Source organism: Flagellimonas baculiformis (assembly GCF_033441575.1).
In the GTDB taxonomy this organism is placed as follows: domain Bacteria; phylum Bacteroidota; class Bacteroidia; order Flavobacteriales; family Flavobacteriaceae; genus Flagellimonas; species Flagellimonas baculiformis.
The window spans coordinates 462,041-479,883 of sequence record NZ_JAUZVW010000001.1 but is presented as its reverse complement, the minus strand read 5'-3'; the positions used below and the strand labels follow the sequence as shown (position 1 = coordinate 479,883).

At 47.2% G+C, this 17,843-nt stretch carries 17 protein-coding genes; 11 read left to right on the top strand and 6 right to left on the bottom strand.

The genetic code is table 11. From position 1 onward, the window contains the following. The first annotated feature begins 38 nt into the window (after positions 1 to 38). The 5 genes from rplQ to SD450_RS02080 all read left to right on the top strand — a co-directional run bounded on the left by rplQ (position 39) and on the right by SD450_RS02080 (position 6,228). Positions 39 to 545 (top strand): 50S ribosomal protein L17, encoded by a 507-nt coding sequence (gene rplQ, locus SD450_RS02100; RefSeq protein ID WP_119619488.1) that lies wholly within the window; start codon positions 39 to 41, stop codon positions 543 to 545. A gap of 97 nt (positions 546 to 642) precedes the next feature. Beyond that, positions 643 to 1,755, top strand: coding sequence for a glutamine-hydrolyzing carbamoyl-phosphate synthase small subunit (gene carA / locus SD450_RS02095; protein WP_318342999.1), 1,113 nt, complete (start codon positions 643 to 645; stop codon positions 1,753 to 1,755). A 118-nt stretch (positions 1,756 to 1,873) separates the two neighbouring features. After that, positions 1,874 to 3,166, top strand: coding sequence for a phosphopyruvate hydratase (eno, locus tag SD450_RS02090; RefSeq protein ID WP_318342998.1), 1,293 nt, complete (start codon positions 1,874 to 1,876; stop codon positions 3,164 to 3,166). Between the two features lie 117 nt (positions 3,167 to 3,283). Next, the gene (locus SD450_RS02085) at positions 3,284 to 4,822 is read left to right on the top strand and encodes a glycogen synthase (RefSeq protein ID WP_318342997.1); all 1,539 of its coding nucleotides are present in this window, start codon (positions 3,284 to 3,286) and stop codon (positions 4,820 to 4,822) included. Positions 4,823 to 4,944: 122 nt separating this feature from the next. Then, positions 4,945 to 6,228 (top strand): citrate synthase, encoded by a 1,284-nt coding sequence (locus tag SD450_RS02080; protein ID WP_318342996.1) that lies wholly within the window; start codon positions 4,945 to 4,947, stop codon positions 6,226 to 6,228. A gap of 51 nt (positions 6,229 to 6,279) precedes the next feature. On the opposite strand, the gene SD450_RS02075 is transcribed toward SD450_RS02080, so the two are convergent. Further along, positions 6,280 to 6,729, bottom strand: a complete 450-nt coding sequence (locus SD450_RS02075) for a hypothetical protein (RefSeq protein ID WP_318342995.1) — start codon at positions 6,727 to 6,729, stop codon at positions 6,280 to 6,282. Positions 6,730 to 6,971: 242 nt separating this feature from the next. Here SD450_RS02075 and SD450_RS02070 point away from each other — a divergent pair, with 242 nt between their 5' ends. From SD450_RS02070 to SD450_RS02055, 4 genes are all read left to right on the top strand, one after another. Next, positions 6,972 to 7,910, top strand: coding sequence for a dimethylarginine dimethylaminohydrolase family protein (locus SD450_RS02070; RefSeq protein WP_404828212.1), 939 nt, complete (start codon positions 6,972 to 6,974; stop codon positions 7,908 to 7,910). Between the two features lie 126 nt (positions 7,911 to 8,036). Then, entirely contained in the window at positions 8,037 to 8,942 is a 906-nt protein-coding gene (ctlX, locus tag SD450_RS02065) for a citrulline utilization hydrolase CtlX (protein WP_404828217.1), read from the top strand. A gap of 428 nt (positions 8,943 to 9,370) precedes the next feature. Next, a complete protein-coding gene (locus SD450_RS02060) occupies positions 9,371 to 10,009 on the top strand; it encodes a Pr6Pr family membrane protein (protein ID WP_318342994.1) in 639 nt (212 codons plus the stop codon). 625 nt (positions 10,010 to 10,634) lie between these two features. After that, positions 10,635 to 11,246 (top strand): hypothetical protein, encoded by a 612-nt coding sequence (locus SD450_RS02055; protein ID WP_318342993.1) that lies wholly within the window; start codon positions 10,635 to 10,637, stop codon positions 11,244 to 11,246. 14 nt (positions 11,247 to 11,260) lie between these two features. On the opposite strand, the gene SD450_RS02050 is transcribed toward SD450_RS02055, so the two are convergent. Continuing rightward, positions 11,261 to 11,446, bottom strand: a complete 186-nt coding sequence (locus tag SD450_RS02050) for a hypothetical protein (protein WP_318342992.1) — start codon at positions 11,444 to 11,446, stop codon at positions 11,261 to 11,263. 78 nt (positions 11,447 to 11,524) lie between these two features. Between SD450_RS02050 and SD450_RS02045 the strand changes: the two genes are divergently transcribed. Then, entirely contained in the window at positions 11,525 to 11,752 is a 228-nt protein-coding gene (locus tag SD450_RS02045; RefSeq protein WP_318342991.1) for a helix-turn-helix domain-containing protein, read from the top strand. A gap of 58 nt (positions 11,753 to 11,810) precedes the next feature. Here the strand turns inward: SD450_RS02045 and SD450_RS02040 are convergent, their stop codons facing one another. The 4 genes from SD450_RS02040 to SD450_RS02025 form a co-directional block, all read right to left on the bottom strand. Then, the gene (locus SD450_RS02040; protein ID WP_318342990.1) at positions 11,811 to 13,310 is read right to left on the bottom strand and encodes a peptidase associated/transthyretin-like domain-containing protein; all 1,500 of its coding nucleotides are present in this window, start codon (positions 13,308 to 13,310) and stop codon (positions 11,811 to 11,813) included. 420 nt (positions 13,311 to 13,730) lie between these two features. Next, entirely contained in the window at positions 13,731 to 15,152 is a 1,422-nt protein-coding gene (locus SD450_RS02035) for an SDR family oxidoreductase (RefSeq protein ID WP_318342989.1), read from the bottom strand. After that, on the bottom strand, positions 15,149 to 15,574 hold the full coding sequence (locus SD450_RS02030; protein ID WP_318342988.1) for a hypothetical protein: 426 nt from the start codon (positions 15,572 to 15,574) through the stop codon (positions 15,149 to 15,151). Before SD450_RS02030 ends, SD450_RS02035 begins: the two co-directional genes overlap by 4 nt. A gap of 2 nt (positions 15,575 to 15,576) precedes the next feature. After that, on the bottom strand, positions 15,577 to 15,930 hold the full coding sequence (locus SD450_RS02025) for a bleomycin resistance protein (RefSeq protein ID WP_318342987.1): 354 nt from the start codon (positions 15,928 to 15,930) through the stop codon (positions 15,577 to 15,579). 104 nt (positions 15,931 to 16,034) lie between these two features. Between SD450_RS02025 and argS the strand changes: the two genes are divergently transcribed. Then, positions 16,035 to 17,834 carry an arginine--tRNA ligase gene (gene argS / locus SD450_RS02020; RefSeq protein ID WP_318342986.1) on the top strand — a complete coding sequence of 600 codons (1,800 nt, stop codon included), beginning with the start codon at positions 16,035 to 16,037 and terminating at the stop codon, positions 17,832 to 17,834. The last annotated feature ends 9 nt before the right edge of the window (positions 17,835 to 17,843 follow it).

Here is a 17,843-nt window from a genome sequence, read left to right as displayed (position 1 = left end):
GAACATGGGATCTGGTAGCAAGATGATAAACTGTAAACATGAGACACGGTAAAAAAATCAATCACCTAGGAAGGAAATCGGCCCACAGAAAGGCCATGTTGGCCAATATGGCCTGTTCCTTGATAGAGCACAAGAGAATCAGCACCACTGTTGCCAAGGCCAAGGCTTTGAAGCAGTTCGTTGAGCCTTTGATCACCAAATCAAAGACCGAGAACAACCAGACTGCCGAAAAAGGTACGCACAACAGAAGGATCGTTTTCAGCAACTTGAGGAGCAAGGAAGCGGTGACCGAACTTTTTGGAACAGTGGCCGAGAAAGTAGGCGATAGACCAGGAGGGTACACCCGTATCATCAAATTGGGCAACCGTTTGGGAGACAACGCCGATATGGCGATGATTGAGCTGGTGGACTTCAATGAGTTGTACAACGCTGGTAAGCCTGCCAAAAAATCGACCCGAAGAAGCCGAAGGGGAGGAAGCAAGAAAGCGGAGGTGGTTGCACCGGTCGCTGAAACTGAAACCAAGACCGACGATTCTGAAGAATAAGAAGAATGTTATCAACTATTGTATTAGTGGAAAAAGGATAAGTGAGAACTTATCCTTTTTTTATGTTTTTTTGTCATAATAGAAAATAGAACACAGCATGAAGTATCACACAAAGAAAAGCGCATTGATTTTGTTGGCCGATGGAACCATTTTCTATGGTAAATCCGTTGGGGGAAAGGAAGGTACCGCCGTTGGGGAAGTCTGTTTCAACACAGGGATGACCGGGTACCAGGAAATTTTTACCGACCCTTCCTATTTCGGACAATTGATGGTGACCACCAATGCCCACATTGGCAACTATGGTACCCAGGAAGATGAAGTGGAATCCGAAACCGTCAAGATCGCAGGGCTTATCTGTAAAAATTTCAGCTACGAATATTCCAGACCAAGCGCCGATATGAGCCTTTTGGAATTTTTGGACAAGAACAATCTTTTCGCCATTTCAGACGTGGACACCCGTGCCTTGGTGAGCTATATCAGGGACAATGGGGCCATGAACGCCTTGATTTCCACAAGGGTAGATGAGATAGATGCCCTGAAGGAAGAGCTCAAGCAAGTGCCCAGCATGGAAGGATTGGAGCTTTCTTCCAAGGTCTCCACCAAAGAGCCCTATTATTACGGGGATGAAAATTCGACATACCGGATCTCTGCTTTGGACATCGGGATCAAAAAGAACATCTTGAGAAACCTGGCCAAAAGGGGAGCCTATATCAAAGTGTTCCCTTACAATGCTTCTTTTGAGGAAATGAAAGCATGGAACCCCGATGGCTATTTTATATCCAACGGACCTGGCGACCCAGAGCCGTTGACGGACGCCATTGCTGCCACCAAGGAAATGATAAAATCCGACAAACCATTGTTTGGTATCTGTTTGGGCCACCAAGTACTGGCCTTGGCCAATGGCGTGTCCACCTACAAGATGCACAATGGGCACAGGGGGATCAACCATCCTATTTTGAATTTGGTGACGGGTAGGGGAGAGATCACTTCCCAAAACCATGGCTTTGCCGTGAACAGGGAGGAGACCGAGGCACACCCAGAGTTGGAGATCACCCACGTGCACCTGAACGATCAGACCGTGGCGGGAATCCGGATGAAGAATAAGGACGTTTTCTCGGTGCAATACCACCCAGAGGCCAGTCCTGGACCCCACGATGCCGACTACTTATTCGATCAGTTCTTCGACATGATCAAAACAGGGAAAAACTAAATCGTTATAGTTTTATTTTTAGGTTATCAAGAGGGTTTTATCAGGAGCAACATAGTATCAAAAAGGCACTGCTTTTGTATCTTAGCCCAATAAAATCAAAACATTAATAAGCATTACAATGAGCATTATCATCAACATTCATGCAAGACAGATATTAGATTCAAGAGGTAATCCTACGGTAGAGGTAGATGTCGTTACCGAAAATGGTATTTTGGGAAGGGCCGCAGTGCCATCAGGCGCCTCTACGGGAGAGCACGAAGCTGTTGAATTGCGTGATGGAAGAAGCTCGTTTATGGGTAAAGGCGTGGCCAATGCCGTCAAGAACGTCAATACCATCATCGCTGAGGAATTGGTGGGGACTTCGGTCTTTGAACAAAACCAGATAGACCAGATTATGATCGATTTGGACGGTACACCGAACAAATCCAAATTGGGTGCCAATGCCATTTTGGGGGTTTCCCTTGCCGTGGCCAAAGCGGCCGCGAACGAGTTGGGCATGCCCTTGTACCGATATGTTGGCGGGGTAAGTGCCAACACCCTTCCCGTGCCCATGATGAACATTATCAATGGCGGTTCGCACTCCGATGCGCCCATAGCGTTCCAGGAATTTATGGTAATGCCCGTAAAAGCGAAAAATTTCAGCCATTCCATGCAGATGGGAACCGAGATTTTCCACAACCTTAAAAAAGTGTTGCACGATCGTGGATTGAGTACCGCTGTAGGGGATGAGGGAGGTTTTGCACCAAACTTGGCAGGAGGTACGGAAGATGCCTTGGACACCATCGCAAAAGCGGTGGAAAAGGCCGGTTACAAATTGGGTGATGATGTCATGATCGCTTTGGATTGTGCCTCTGCCGAATTCTATGTGGATGGAAAATACGACTATACCAAGTTTGAAGGCGATAAGGGAATGGTGAGGACCTCTGCCGAGCAGGCACAGTACTTGGCCGACCTTTGTGCAAAATACCCCATCATTTCCATTGAAGATGGAATGGATGAGAACGATTGGGATGGTTGGAAACTGTTGACCGAAAAAATCGGTGACAAAGTACAATTGGTGGGCGATGACTTGTTCGTGACCAATGTGGAGCGTTTGTCCAGAGGTATCGAGAACGGCATTGCCAATTCCATCTTGATTAAGGTGAACCAAATCGGTACCCTTACCGAGACCATTGCAGCCGTGAACATGGCCAAAAATGCAGGATACACCTCAGTAATGTCCCACCGATCTGGAGAAACTGAGGACAACACCATCGCCGATCTCGCAGTGGCATTGAACACAGGTCAGATCAAGACCGGTTCCGCTTCAAGGAGCGACCGTATGGCCAAGTACAACCAGTTGCTCAGAATAGAGGAGGAATTGGGAAGTGTGGCTTACTACCCTCAGGAAAAAGCCTTTAAGGTCAAATAAAAAGATTGATTTTCTAAATATAAAAGCCCTTCCAAATTTGGAGGGGCTTTTTTTGTTACAGTAACAAACTTTGGTTAAATTGATATTCAACTAAACATACTATCTAAATTTTCCCTCATGAAGAATTTTCTTTTCGTAGCGGCCGAAAACGATGCCCTGGAAAACTGCAAAGCAGGAGGCATGGGCGATGTGGTCAGGGATGTCCCAAGACAGATTTCCGAACGTGGGGACAGGGTGCATGTCATTGTGCCGTCCTATTCAAGGCTACATCATGGGGGAGTGCCCAAGACCACGCTCAATTTCTCGCTAAGGGGAATGGGCTATACCGCGGAACTCTACGAAGTAAAACCGAAGAAGGAATTTCCGAACATCTTCCACTATGTGCTGCATCATCCGGAGATCGAGGCCGGGGACATTGCGCACATTTATCACAACGATCCGGAGGAACCCTTCTATACCGATGCCATAAAATATTTCATCTTTTGCACGGCAGTGGCCGAGGCCATCAAAAAGGGGGCTTTCGGGGATTTGGATGTGGTCCATTTGCACGATTGGCACTCCAGCCTTTTGCTGTTCCTGAGAAAATTCCATCCCGAATACACCAACCTGAAAAATATCCGGTTCGTGTACAGTATCCATAATTTGGCCATTCAGGGCATCAGACCGTTTGAAAACAATTATTCTTCCGTGAAGAACTGGTTTCCCGACATTGCCATCGACCAAAGGGCCTTGATGGACTACCGGTATCGGGATTGCATCAACCTCATGGCCGTGGGCATCCGTTTTGCAGATGCAGTGCACACCGTTTCCCCGTCTTATAAGGAAGATGTGCTGTTGCCCAGTTCCCCACCCGAGTTCATAGGTGGTGAAGGTCTGGAACGGGACCTGCAAAAGGCCGATGCCGAAGGAAGGCTCTTTGGGATTTTGAACGGTTGCAATTACAAGAACATCAACAAGGAGAAAAAAGGGAATATCTATCGCAATACCGTCAAAGCGCTGTTTCGATGGCTGCAAGAGGAGTCCAAGAAGTACAAGGCCGACTTTTTGGCCCACACTGGGGAAAAGATCATGGAGTATGTGGAGGATAGGCCCAGGTTCATCGCGTCCAGCGTGGCCCGATTGACAGAACAGAAATTTTACTTTTTCATGCGTTCGCCGGAAGCCTTTGTGGAAATCCTGAAACGTTTGGAAAAGGTGGATGGGATTTTCATGCTCTTGGGAACCGGGGCACCCGAGTATGAAGAACTTTTTAGGAAATTGAGCTACCAGCACAAGAATTTCATCTTTACCAACGGCCAATCGGAAAAATTGATCGATTCCATGTACCTGGAGTCCGACCTCTATTTTATGCCGAGCCTTTTTGAGCCGTGCGGCATCAGTCAGATGTTGGCCATGCGCAACGGGAACCCATGCCTTGTCCATCACACAGGTGGGCTGAAGGATACGGTGGAACACATGGTCACAGGCTTCAGTTTCGATGGCGACAGTTACGATGAAAAGATAAAGAACATGTTGGTCGCCTTGGATGAGGCACTGGATGTGTTTGAAAATGACAAGCCCAAATGGAAGAAAATCCAGGCTTCCGCCAAAAAAATGCGCTTCACATGGCAAAAGTCCGTGGACGAATATTACAAACTACTTTACAAAACAAATTGAGGATTTTCCACCATTGATATTTTATTGTTAATAACAGCACAAATCACAACAGTAAATTGTTAATGGTTCCGCTTTTTCGTAAATTCCGCATTCTATTTTTACTAATCTATTTAATTGTATAAATGTCGGATAAAGCTATACTCGAATATGGGGGTAAACGGTATGAATTCCCCGTAATCAAAGGTACTGAAGATGAATTGGCCATAGATATAAAATCGTTGCGGGCCGAAACGGGAATGGTCACCATAGACCCGGGTTACAAGAACACCGGATCCTGTGAAAGTGCCGTTACCTTTCTTGATGGCGAAAAGGGGATACTGAGGTACCGAGGTTACGCCATCGAAGAGTTGGCCGAGAAAGCTGACTTTTTGGAAGTGGCCTACCTTCTGATCTTTGGCGAGCTTCCCAATAAGGCACAGCTGGCAAAATTCCATAACGACATTAAAGAGGAATCCCAAGTGGATGAAGAGATGAAAAAGATTTTGGACGGTTTTCCAAAATCTGCCCACCCCATGGGCGTGCTTTCGTCCCTGACAAGTGCTTTGGTCGCTTTCAACCCCACTTCGGTGGATGTGTCCTCCGAAACGGCCATGTACAATTCCATTGTGCGCATTCTCGCCAAATTTCCGGTACTGGTGGCGTGGACGCTCCGCAAAAAGAAAGGTCTTCCGTTGGATTATGGTGATGATTCCTTGGGATATGTGGAGAACATCCACAAAATGATGTTCAAAAGACCTAACCAGGAATACAGAAAAGACCCGATTGCCATAGATGCATTGGACAAGTTGCTGATTTTGCACGCTGACCATGAGCAAAACTGCTCCACCTCCACCGTTCGTATCGTAGGTTCGTCACATGCAGGTCTCTTCGCCTCGTTGTCCGCAGGTATTTCGGCCCTCTGGGGGCCACTTCACGGTGGTGCCAACCAAGCGGTTCTGGAAATGTTGGAAGCTATCGAAGCAGACGGTGGCGATACCAAAAAATATATGGCGAAGGCCAAGGACAAGGACGACCCATTCCGATTGATGGGCTTTGGGCACCGAGTCTATAAGAATTTTGACCCAAGGGCCAAGATCATCAAAAGAGCGGCAGATGATGTGCTCGGAAACTTGGGTATCCAAGACCCCATTCTTGACATTGCGAAGGGACTTGAAAAAGAAGCGCTGGAAGACCCTTATTTCGTGGACAGAAAACTGTATCCCAACGTCGATTTTTATTCCGGGATCATTTATCGTGCCCTCGGCATCCCCACAGAGATGTTCACTGTGATGTTCGCGCTGGGAAGATTGCCCGGCTGGATAGCCCAATGGAGGGAGATGCGATTGCGAAAAGAGCCCATAGGAAGGCCCCGCCAAGTATATATCGGGGAAAACCTAAGGTCATTTGTGCCGTTGGAAAAAAGGTAAGATTTGGGACAACGATTATACAGAAAGGGCGATTCATCGCCCTTTTTGCATTTATAACCTACTGGCCGAACCTAGGTTCAGGGCCTTGTCGGTATCATAGCATATCCGCATGACCTCGCGGTGGTAGTGTTTCTGTATTTCTGAAAGCTCCCTGTTCAGCAGATAGTCCTTCGAACGTAGGAACTCTTGATGGATAAAATTATGCGCATCGATGTAGTTCAGGTTTTTGGTCGCTGTTTCCATGGAAATTTTATACTTTGCCACAGAGTTGTCCACCTTTTTGATGTCCCAATCATTGTTGCCTCCCTCATCGGAAGCAAGGCTTTCAGGAAAATCCTCCTTGCCGATACAATCCTTGTACTTGGCAGGATAGATGGCCGGTGTCCCGTCATTGGAAACAGTAGTGTCATCAACCCCTCTTTCACCATGGAACGCATCAATCCCTCCAAGTACGGCAAAGGCACCTGCGAGGAGTGAGGTCAATAATAGTATTTTTTTCATTTGTAAGAAAAATCTTAATACAAATGTAATGATTAAAAATGTATTGACCACATTTGACCCAGAGAAAATGTGGCAAAAAATGATTTTTTAACTAACTGAAAAACATTTGGTTATAGTGTGATGATTTTTCTTTTTCAGGCTGGGGAAAATCTCCATGATTATTGTGCTTTTTCCTTTTTCGTAGGAGGGAAATAGGGAGTAAAACACTAGATTTGCCCTAGAAATTTTAAGGTATTTGTTCAATGGTCAATACGGTCCACCAGCTGATACGATTGCACATAGAAAACGAGACGAGCCCATTGAAGGCGGTGATATTGGGAACGGCCAAGAGCTGCGGTCCCACACCGAAACCGGAGGAGGCCTATGATCCCAAATCGTTGGAGCATATCTTGGCGGGCACCTACCCCAAAGAGGAGGATATGGTGCGGGAAATGGAAGCATTTGCCCAAGTGTTCCAAAAATATGGGGTGCAGGTCTATAGGCCTGAGGTCTTGGAAGATTGCAACCAGATCTTTACACGCGACATTGCTTTTGTGATAGAGGATAAACTTTTCCATGCCAATATTTTACCGGACAGGGAACAGGAGTTTGTGGCCATCCACGAAGTGCTGGACATGATCGCCCCGGAAAACATCATCAGGCCACCTGCGGAAGTGCACATTGAAGGCGGGGACGTGATGCCTTGGAACGACCATATTTTCATCGGAACTTATACCGGGCCGGACTATGCTAGCTACATTACCGCCCGTACCAACAAGGCGGCCGTGGACTATATCCGGGAGCTATTTCCCCATAAGACGGTGAAGTCCTTCGAGCTGCGGAAATCCAACACCGACCCGAGGGAAAATGCCCTGCATTTGGACTGTTGTTTTCAGCCTCTGGGCAAGGACAAGGCCATTTTGCACAAGAATGGGTTTTTGGTGGAGGAGGAATACCATTATTTGGTGGATTTTTTTGGGCCGGAGAACATTTTTGAGATTGATAAGGATGAAATGTACCAGATGTTCAGCAATGTATTTTCCATTTCCCCAGAGGTGGTGGTCTCCGAGAAAAACTTTACCCGCTTGAACCACTGGCTCCGCGATCAAGGATTTACCGTGGAGGAGATTCCCTATGCCGAGATTGCCAAGCAAGAGGGACTTTTGCGTTGCAGCACCATGCCCTTGATCAGAGAAAAATAAGAATGTCCCCTTGAGATCTCGCACTGAGCGAAGTCGAAGTGGGACTTTAGGGGTGTTGTGATACATACCCCAATACAAAAAAAGCAAAGCAGAACAGTGAAAAAACAGATTACCGATACCATTCTTATGGTCCGTCCCGTGAATTTCAGGATGAACGAACAGACCGCCGTGAACAACTATTTTCAGGAAGACCTGGATGTGAGGAACACGGAGATCAATCGCAAGGCCCAACAGGAATTTGACCAGTTCGTACAGGTGCTCCGTGACCATGGCGTGAACGTGATCACGGTGGACGACACCAAGGAGCGGGACACTCCCGATTCCATCTTTCCGAACAACTGGGTGTCCTTTCATGAGGACGGGACCGTCTGCATCTATCCCATGTTCGCCGAAAACCGCCGGAAGGAGCGTCGGGAGGATATTTTCGCACTGTTGGAGGAAAAGGGTTTTGTGATCGACCATGTGATGGACTATACGGCTGCGGAAGAGGAAGGTGTTTTTTTGGAGGGCACGGGCAGCATTTTGTTGGACCGCGTGAACCAAAAAGCCTATTGCGCCCTATCCGAGCGCGCGCATGAGGAGCTTTTTATTGAGTTCTGTGAGGATTTTGACTGTTTCCCTGTCATTTTCACGGCCAACCAAACGGTGGGCGGACAGCGGTTGCCCATTTACCACACCAATGTGATGATGGCCATGGCGGAGACTTTCGTCGTTATCTGTTTGGCCACCATTGATGATAAAAAGGAGCGCAAGAACGTGGTGGACCACATCAAAAAGGACGGTAGGGAGATCATTGACATTAGCGAGCAACAGATGTACCATTTTGCGGGCAACATGCTCCAAGTGATCGGTACGGACGACCAACGCTATCTGGTGATGAGTTCCGCGGCCTACAACAGTCTGCGCAAGGACCAGATTGCGGCCATAGAAAAGCATTGCGGTATCATCCACAGTCCGCTGGACACCATAGAGACTTGCGGGGGCGGCAGTGCCCGTTGCATGATGGCCGAAGTGTTCTTGCCGAAATCATAAATTGTCCCTTTGAGGGCTGCCTGCCGTTTTGCAAATTCCAAAGAGCAATCTCCAAATTCCAATAGGTTGTCAAGGCGAATGCTTTTGTCAAGATTATAAATTGTCCCCTTGAGGGGACTTTAGGGGTGTAAAGTGGTCTCACATACTGGGAAAATCCAAATATCAAGCTCCAAATTCCAAAGGACTTGAAGTCTTTTGTCTTACGTCTTGGTTCTATTGTCTTTTTTTGACACGAATGGCACGAATGTTCACGAATGATGGTTTTGTCCGGTCGAGTGTTCCAAATGGGTTTGGAATGTATCGAGACCTCTTCCGGGGTAAAGATTGATTCGTACTTCCACCTTCGTATGTAGTACTTTGTTCTTCGTCCTTCAACTGCGCTTAGTCTGACCGCAAAAAAACCGTAACTTCACTTCCAAAAACCGACCTTGCGAAGAAATTTTGAGATCTTGGGGCTCTGTTTGGGCTGGTTCGCCGTGATGGCCCAACTCTACCTGATGCTCCAAAACCGGGAAGTGGGCGTTGCCGAGAGCCTGGTGCGCTTTTTCAGCTATTTTACCATTTTGACAAACGCTTTGGTGGCCCTTTTCTTTACCGTCAAGGTATTCGGGGCGGACCCAAAACGAATGGCCCTGCTCCACGGAAAGGCAACCCCGATGGCCCTCACGGCCTTCATCATCGTGGTGGGGCTGGTGTACCAAGTGGTGCTGCGAAAACTCTGGAACCCCACAGGACTGCAAATGGTGGTGGACGAACTGCTCCATACCATCATCCCCGTATTGGTGTACATCTATTGGGTGATGTTCCATGCGCGCACGCCCGTTGCGTGGAAACAGCTTTTCCGATGGCTGCTATACCCTTTAGGGTATGTGTTGTTCGTGATGGTGCGAGGGCATTTCTCCGGTTTTTATCCTTATCCGTTCCTGAATGTGGGAACGTTGGGGCTGGCAACTACCTTGCTCAACATCACTGTGGTATGTGCTCTTATGGTGTTGGTCATGGGCGCCCTTTTCTATTTGGGCAAATTGATGCAACCCAGACGGGGGACAATTTCCAATGACCAATAAACAATTTCCAATAGGTTGTCGGGAATTGTCCCCTTGAGGGGACTTTAGGGGTGTAAAGGGAATCACAATTTACAATAACCAATTATCAATACTGCAAGTAGTTGTCAGGTCGAGTGTTCCAAATGGGTTTGGAATGTATCGAGACCTCTTAGCGGGGTATCTTTATTCGTACTTCCACCTTCGTACTTCGTCCTCTCTGTTTGACACGCCTGCCTGCCGCAGGCAGGAATTCCACGAATGCCCACAAATTACAATGAGTAATGATCAATTAGTTGTCAGGTCGAGTGTTCCAAATGGGCTTGGAATGTATCGAGACCTCTTAGTGGGGTAACTTGATTCGTATTTTGTTTTTTCTAGACACGAATTTCACGAATTTCCACGAATGCTTTTCGGTACTTCTTTTGCTTGGACTTCGACTGCGCTCAGTCAAGCAGCAAAATCCACCTGTCATTTCGAACGGATGTGAGAAATGACGCTTTATTAGTTCCATTGACAATTGTCAACCCCTGAAAGCTTTTCTGTTGCTCTTGTAAGATATTATAGCGAAATAGTGTATATTGGATTGATTTTAAAGTGTTGATTCCTTGTGGTTTAATAAAATCATATTTATCCTTAAACTTTAAATATGAAAGCAAATTCAAATAGAAGAATTAACCAAAAGATGTTTTTAATTAAGATGAGAAAAAATGTCTTTATTAATATTTGGTTGTTTATTCTAATTCTAATACTTGTTTCCCTAACAATTTGGGGAGTATTTTATATTGATATTGTAGATTCAAAAATTGCAGTTTTCGGAATAGTAGCGGTAATTGTAGCAGCTTTTACATCCGTGATGACAGTGAACATTAACAATAAAAAAACTCGTGAAAGAGAATATGAACTACATATTTTAAAAGAGAAACAAAAGGTTTGTGAGCATTTCTATAATGCTTTTTTTGAGATTTTTAAAAATGTCAAGAACAATCGAACTGGACTAACCAAAAAAACTATTGACGAAATGGCACTTTTCAAAAAGGGTCTAATGAATTGGGGTAGTGAAGAACTAATTACCAAGTTTATTGAATATGAAAATAATATTTTTACCAATGAAGGTGACTCTAAAGCAATTTTAAGCAATGCAAATGTATTCTTGAAAGAAATGCGTAAAGAACTTGGGTATAAGGACTCTAAAAACCTCGAATTAATGACAGTTTTATTAACGGCCGAAGCCCGGGAAGAATTAGGCTTTAAGAACTAGGCTGCTAACTAATTTTACTCCCTCAACCCCACCACAATCCCCCTCATCGCAGCCACCACCTGTTGTACCTCTTTGCGATCAAAAGAACCTTCTTCCAAATAAAACAGCATTTCAATACCAAAATCCAGAATTTTGGCCAGTTCTTCCGGACTACCATAGGTATCTTCAATCCAGTTTACTAAAACCTCATCATGTACCATATCAAACCAAAACTTGCCATATATGGCATTAACTACGGTAAATATAAACCTTTTCTTGACTTGTCAAATATGGCAAGTATGGAAAAATTGGAAGTTCTAAAGAAAATAGGGGAAAATATCAAAAAAGCCCGTCTCGAAAAAGGCTATACGCAAGTGGATTTGGTGGGCAAAGTTGAAGCGAAAATAGACACCACGAACATTTCAAGAATCGAAAAGGGAAGAACCAACGCCACCATCCATACCTTGTACCGTATCAGTCAAGCCTTGGACGTGCCCCTGTCTGACATCTGCAACCTAAAATCTTAAGTCTTGTGTCCTAAGTCTTACGTCTAACATCTAGCATCTAACGTCCAGCATCCAACATCTAGTCCTCCACCGTAAACTCCCTAATCGCCTGGTTGGGCTCCATAATGGTGTGGCCTTGCCAAAACTCAGGGTCGTAGCGCGGCATATAGGTGGCCCGCACGGTCTTGTCCTCCTTGAAGTTGGCAAACTGCGGCTCGTCCACGAGGTCCTGCCCAAACACCACAAGTTCCCACTTTTCGGTGGGGCTCATCCGAAAGTCGATGTTCAGCAGTAGCTCGTTCTGCTTGCGGCGGCCCTTTACGTGCTTGTTCTTTTCCACCACTTTCAGCGGACGGTCCACGGCAAAGTAGTTCCCCACGGTAAGGTCCATGAACCTGAGGTCGTACCGGCCATTGGGCAGTTGGGCAAAGCGGGCCGTGCCCTTGTAGAGCACCTCGCGGTAGGTAATGCCCAGCAACCGGAAGTTGCGCAGGCGGTCGGTGTTCTCAAAATCCATCCGCATCACCGCAAAGTCCTCGATGTTGATGTAGAGCCGCCCCTTGAAATCGGCACTGCTGCGCTTGGGGAAAAAGTCCACCACATACACCCCCATACCATCAATATCGGCATAGCCGGCCAGTTTGAAGTCGTAGCGGTTCGTTTTTTCAATAAGGTCCAACTTGCTGTCCTCCCGGTAGTAAAGCTCCCCGAGCAGGTCCTTGATGGTGTGCCGCTGCGAGTCCAACAGCCCCGAAGTGCTGTCCTTTTGGATGCGTTGCTTCACTTCCTGCGCCTGTTCTTCCTCCATTTCGTCCAAAATGGAATCCACCTGCACCTTCTGGCTAAAAATGCCCGACTTGATCTTCAGGTAGGAATCCGGTTTGATGTTCTTTTTGAAAATTTCCTCCATGCGCTTGCCGAGGTCCTCAAAAGAGCCCACATTGTTCTTGTCATACAGGTCGGCCGCCTTGACGATGGCCAGTTTGTAGTCCGTTCCTTTTTTGTAGAGGTCGCCCAGGCTCTCGGTATAGTGATGGGCATTTTTGGGCACGGAACGGGCAATGCTGTCCATGAGTTCCTTGTCCAGTTCCTTGATGGTGGACTTTTCAAACCCGAAATCCACCTTGTTGATGGTGGCAAACTGAGAGCGTCGCAGGAAAAACCGTTGCTTCACAGGGTCGTTGTTGATGTTCTGGGGCAGGCGTTCCTTCATTTTCTCGATGATGTCGTCCACCTCCAGTTCCTTGTCAAACAGATACACACCGCTGAGCTCGATGGCCTTGGGGGTGAGCATCACGACACTGTCCTGGAGTTGTTGCAAGGCAAAGCCCCTTTTCTCGTACCCCATAGAGGAGATGTGGATGGAGTCGGGCAGGTTGGTGCCGGTTTCCAGCACAAAACTGAAACGGCCCTCGTCGTTGGTGATCACGCCTTGGTGTTCGCCATATTGGACGGTGGCGTAGGGGATGCCCTTTTGGGTCTTGGCATCCACCAAACGGGAGCTGATGGTCTGGGCGCTGAGGGAAGGGGCCATCAACATGAAAAGGGAACAGAGGGTCAGGATCTTGTGGAATGACATGGTTTTTGTGTTTTTACTATAAAGACGCCATTGGAGCGGCAAGGGTTGCTTCGGTCATATGACGAACTTAGACGAATTTTGTGACAAAGCGTTTTAAAGGATTGTTATTTCTGTGGATGGGACACAAATTCCAAATGACAATTTCCAATAAACAATATATTGTCAGGTCGAGGATTATGAATTGTCCCCTTGAGGCCTGCCTGCCGATGGTAGGGGACCTTAGGGGTGTATAATGACGGAACATATTCTCAAATTCCAAAAGTCAATCTCCAGATTCCAATGGATTTGAAGTCTTATGTCTTGGTTCTATTTTCTTTTTTCTGCTCTTGACACGAATGATGGTTTTGTCAGGTCGAGTGTTCCAAACTTGTTTGGAATGTATCGAGACCTCTTACGGGAATAAAATCGATTTTCGTCCTTTTAGGTTTTGGCCAAATTCCGGATCATGCCGCCAAAGATGAAAACGTGGAAAGGAAGGACGGAGTACCAATACAGTCTTCCCAACAGTCCTTTCGGGCGAAAAGTCGCTGTTTGATGGAGCACGCCATCCTCGATCTTAAATTCCAGCCAAGCCTCACCGGGCGTTCGCATTTCGGCAAAAAGGAGCAAGCGCTTTGCTTTTTTATCGGCCAAGAGCACCCTCCAAAAGTCAAGTGCATCCCCTGGGTTCAGTTTATCCAGATGGGTGCGCCCCCTCCGAAGGCCCGGCCCACCGACCAATTTGTCCAAAAAGCCACGGAACCTCCACAGCCAGTTGCCATAGTACCAGCCCGTTTCCCCGCCAATATGCCAGATGTTTTCAAGAACGGCGGCCTCATCGGTTATCGCTAGGGTCTTTTTATCCTGAAGCACCCCATATTTGGGCACCTGGATATAGTTTTCCAGATCGTCCTTGATCTGTCCGCTGGCAATACTGTCCTTCCAACTGCTCACCACAAGATTCTGTTCTATTTTTTTAAAGGCCATGTCTATCGCCTCCTCGTAGGTGTGGGTATGGATGTCCAGTATTTTTTGCAAACGGTTGTCCTGTGCCACCACTTCCATTTTCATGCTGTCCACCAGGTTGGTCGACAATTTATAAGATGTGGAAGTGACAAAGTAGAGCCAGTAGGAAGAGAGCTTTGGGGTCATCACGGGAACGGTGAAAATCCAGTTCTTAAAACCCCGGACCTTGGCGTAACGGTGCAGCATGTCCTTGTAGGTGAGCACATCGGGGCCGCCGATATCGAAAGATTGATCATAGGTGCCCGGATTGCCCAAGACATGGGTGAGGAACAGGATCACATCGCGGATGGCAATGGGCTGGGTCTTGGTGAGCACCCATTTTGGGGTGATCATCACCGGCAGTTTTTCACAGAGATCACGAATGATCTCGAAGGAGGAACTGCCAGAACCGACAATGATGCCCGCACGGAGTACGGTAAGCTGAAAAGGACCTTGATAGAGAATGTACTCCACATTTTTACGGGAACTGAGGTGCTTGGAAAGCTGTTTATCGTTGACGATGCCACTGAGGTAGATCACTTGTTTGCAATGGGTCTGGGCCATTAAGGTATTGAAGTTCCGTGCTGCCATGGATTCTTTCTCATCAAAGTCGGTGACCGAGGATGTCATGGAATGGATGAGGTAATAGGCGGCATCAATACCCGTGGGCAGTACCTGGGTTTCCGGGTCTTCCAAAAAATCGATTTCAACTATATCAATTTTGGCCTTTGTTTTGGCATCCACCGAAAGGCGTTTTTCATCACGAACGGCACAGACCACTTCGTGTCCCAACTCCAAAAGGTTTGGCAACAGACGCATTCCAATGTAGCCGTTGGCACCTGTGAGCAAAATCTTCATAGATCATCGATAGAGGGTGGCAAATTGTCCGTTCGATGGTCCAATAGTTTTTTGAAAAACTTCTGAACGGCCTTGGTATCCGAATGCACTTTGATGAAATGCTTGTCCATATGGATGGAATGTATGGCCATATCTCCCTTGAGAAGGTTCAATTTGTAATAAGGGATGATAAGCCCATAGGTCTCCAGCAGGGAGCGGAACCGCACGATGACGCCCTTGGGCCTGATCTCGATGTTGCAGGTGTCGAGGTTATTGTCCAGAAGGAGCAGGTTATGGATTTCAGGGCTGGACTGGACAATATGGAGCTTTGGGGAGCCGATACCGTTCAAGGCCAAGCGTTCCTTCAGGGTATAGGGCTTGCCCACGGCCTCGTCGATTTTTCGGGAGATGTTCTTGTCGGAGTAGGAGACGTTCAGGAGCATGGTCACAATTTTTGTCCGAACCGTAGCAGGTTGCCATCGCCGTCCAGTGCGGAGAATTCACGAAGGCCCCAAGGTTTGTCGCCCAAGGGCCCATTGGGATGGATGACCCCTGCTTCTTTCAGTTCCGCATAAAGTTCGTCCACACCTTCCACATGGATGTAACAACTGGTATTCTCGGGAAAGATTTTATCATTGCACTTGGCAATATGGAGCTCAATCTTGTCACGACCTATCACGGCATAGTGGTCATCGACCCAACCTTGTTTGTCAAATCCGAATTTGTCACGGTAAAAAGCAACCGCTTTTCGAACGTTGAGGGCAAAGAGTACGGGTACGGCACGTTGTAAATGTTCCATGGGAAAGTTTTTCCTAAAAATACGGTTTCTATCGGCGCAACACAGCCCCAAATTGCCATAAAAGGGCAAAAAATATGTAGTTTTGCGGGCTGAAAGCCTTTGAGATGAGTTTACAGAACGATTTGACCCAAAAAGTGATCGAGGCGGTAAAGCAACTGTACCAAGTGGACCTGCCCACAGTGGAGTTTCAACCGACCCGAAAGGATTTTGAAGGGGACATCACGGTGGTGGTGTTTCCCATGTTGCGCTATGTGAAGGGCAACCCTGCCCAGATTGCGGCCCAGATCGGGGACTATCTGCAGGAACATGTGGCCGAAGTGACCAAGTGCAACGTGGTTCAGGGCTTTTTGAACATTGTGATCGCAGACAGCTACTACCTTAATTTTTTCAACAGCATCAAAGATGAAGCGGATTTTGGATACGTGAAATCAACGTCCAATGATGCCATCATGGTGGAATATTCATCACCCAACACCAACAAACCGCTGCATTTGGGGCATATCCGAAACAACCTTTTGGGCTATTCCGTGGCGGAGATTTTGAAGGCATCGGGCAAGAAGGTGTATAAGACGCAGATCATCAACGATAGAGGTATCCACATCTGCAAGAGCATGCTGGCCTGGGAAAAATTTGGCAATGGGGAAACCCCGGGAACCTCTGGTCTGAAGGGCGACCATTTGGTAGGGAAATATTACGTGGCCTTTGACAGGGCCTATAAGGAACAGGTTGCGGAGTTCGTGGCCGGGGGTGTGGAAAAGGAAAAGGCCGAAAAGGAAGCCCCCATCCTTTTGGAGGCCCAGGAAATGCTTCGAAAGTGGGAAGCTGGCAATGCCGAGGTGGTTTCCCTATGGAAAAAAATGAACAGTTGGGTGTACGAGGGGTTTGACATTACATACAAAAACCTAGGGGTCGATTTTGATAAGCTGTACTACGAAAGCGATACCTATTTGTTGGGTCGCGATGTGGTAAAGGACGGTCTGGAAAAAGGGGTATTCTTTAAAAAAGAAGATGGCAGTGTGTGGATCGACCTTACCGAGGACGGTCTGGATGAAAAAATTGTGCTCCGCTCCGATGGTACTGCGGTGTACATGACACAGGATATTGGGACGGCCATCCAACGGGTGACGGATTTTCCCGACATCAACGGAATGGTCTATACCGTGGGGAACGAACAGGACTATCACTTCAAGGTGCTGTTCCTTATCCTGAAAAAATTGGGCTACACCTGGGCCGAACAGTTGTACCATCTCAGCTATGGCATGGTGGACCTGCCCAGCGGCAAGATGAAGAGTAGGGAAGGTACCGTGGTGGATGCGGATGACCTCATCCAGAGTATGGAAGATACTGCCGAGGCCATTTCCGAGGAACTGGGCAAGCTGGACGGTTATTCAGAAGCGGAAAAAAAGGAGCTGTACCGGACCATTGGTCTGGGCGCCCTGAAATATTACATCTTAAAAGTGGATCCCAAGAAGCGGATTCTGTTCAACCCAGAGGAATCAGTTGATTTTCAAGGTAATACGGGGCCATTCATCCAATATACCTATGCGCGGATCCAATCCATTCTCCGAAAGGCGGACAATGTCAGGTCGAGCGCCCGCCTACCGGATGGGCAGGCAGTCGAGACCTCACTGGTTCTCCACGAAAAAGAAAAGGAGTTGTTGAAGCAGGTACAATTGTTCCCGGAAACGGTACAGTTGGCGGCGGAAAACTATAGTCCAGCGCTTATTGCCAATTATACCTATGATTTGGTGAAGGAATTCAACTCGTTCTACCAGCAGGTGTCCATTTTGGGCGAACCCGATGAACAGAAGAAACGGTTTAGAGTATTGTTGTCCCAAAAAGTAGGAGAAGTGATCAAATCGGCGTTTTTGCTTTTGGGCATCGATGTGCCGGAGCGGATGTAGAATACATCC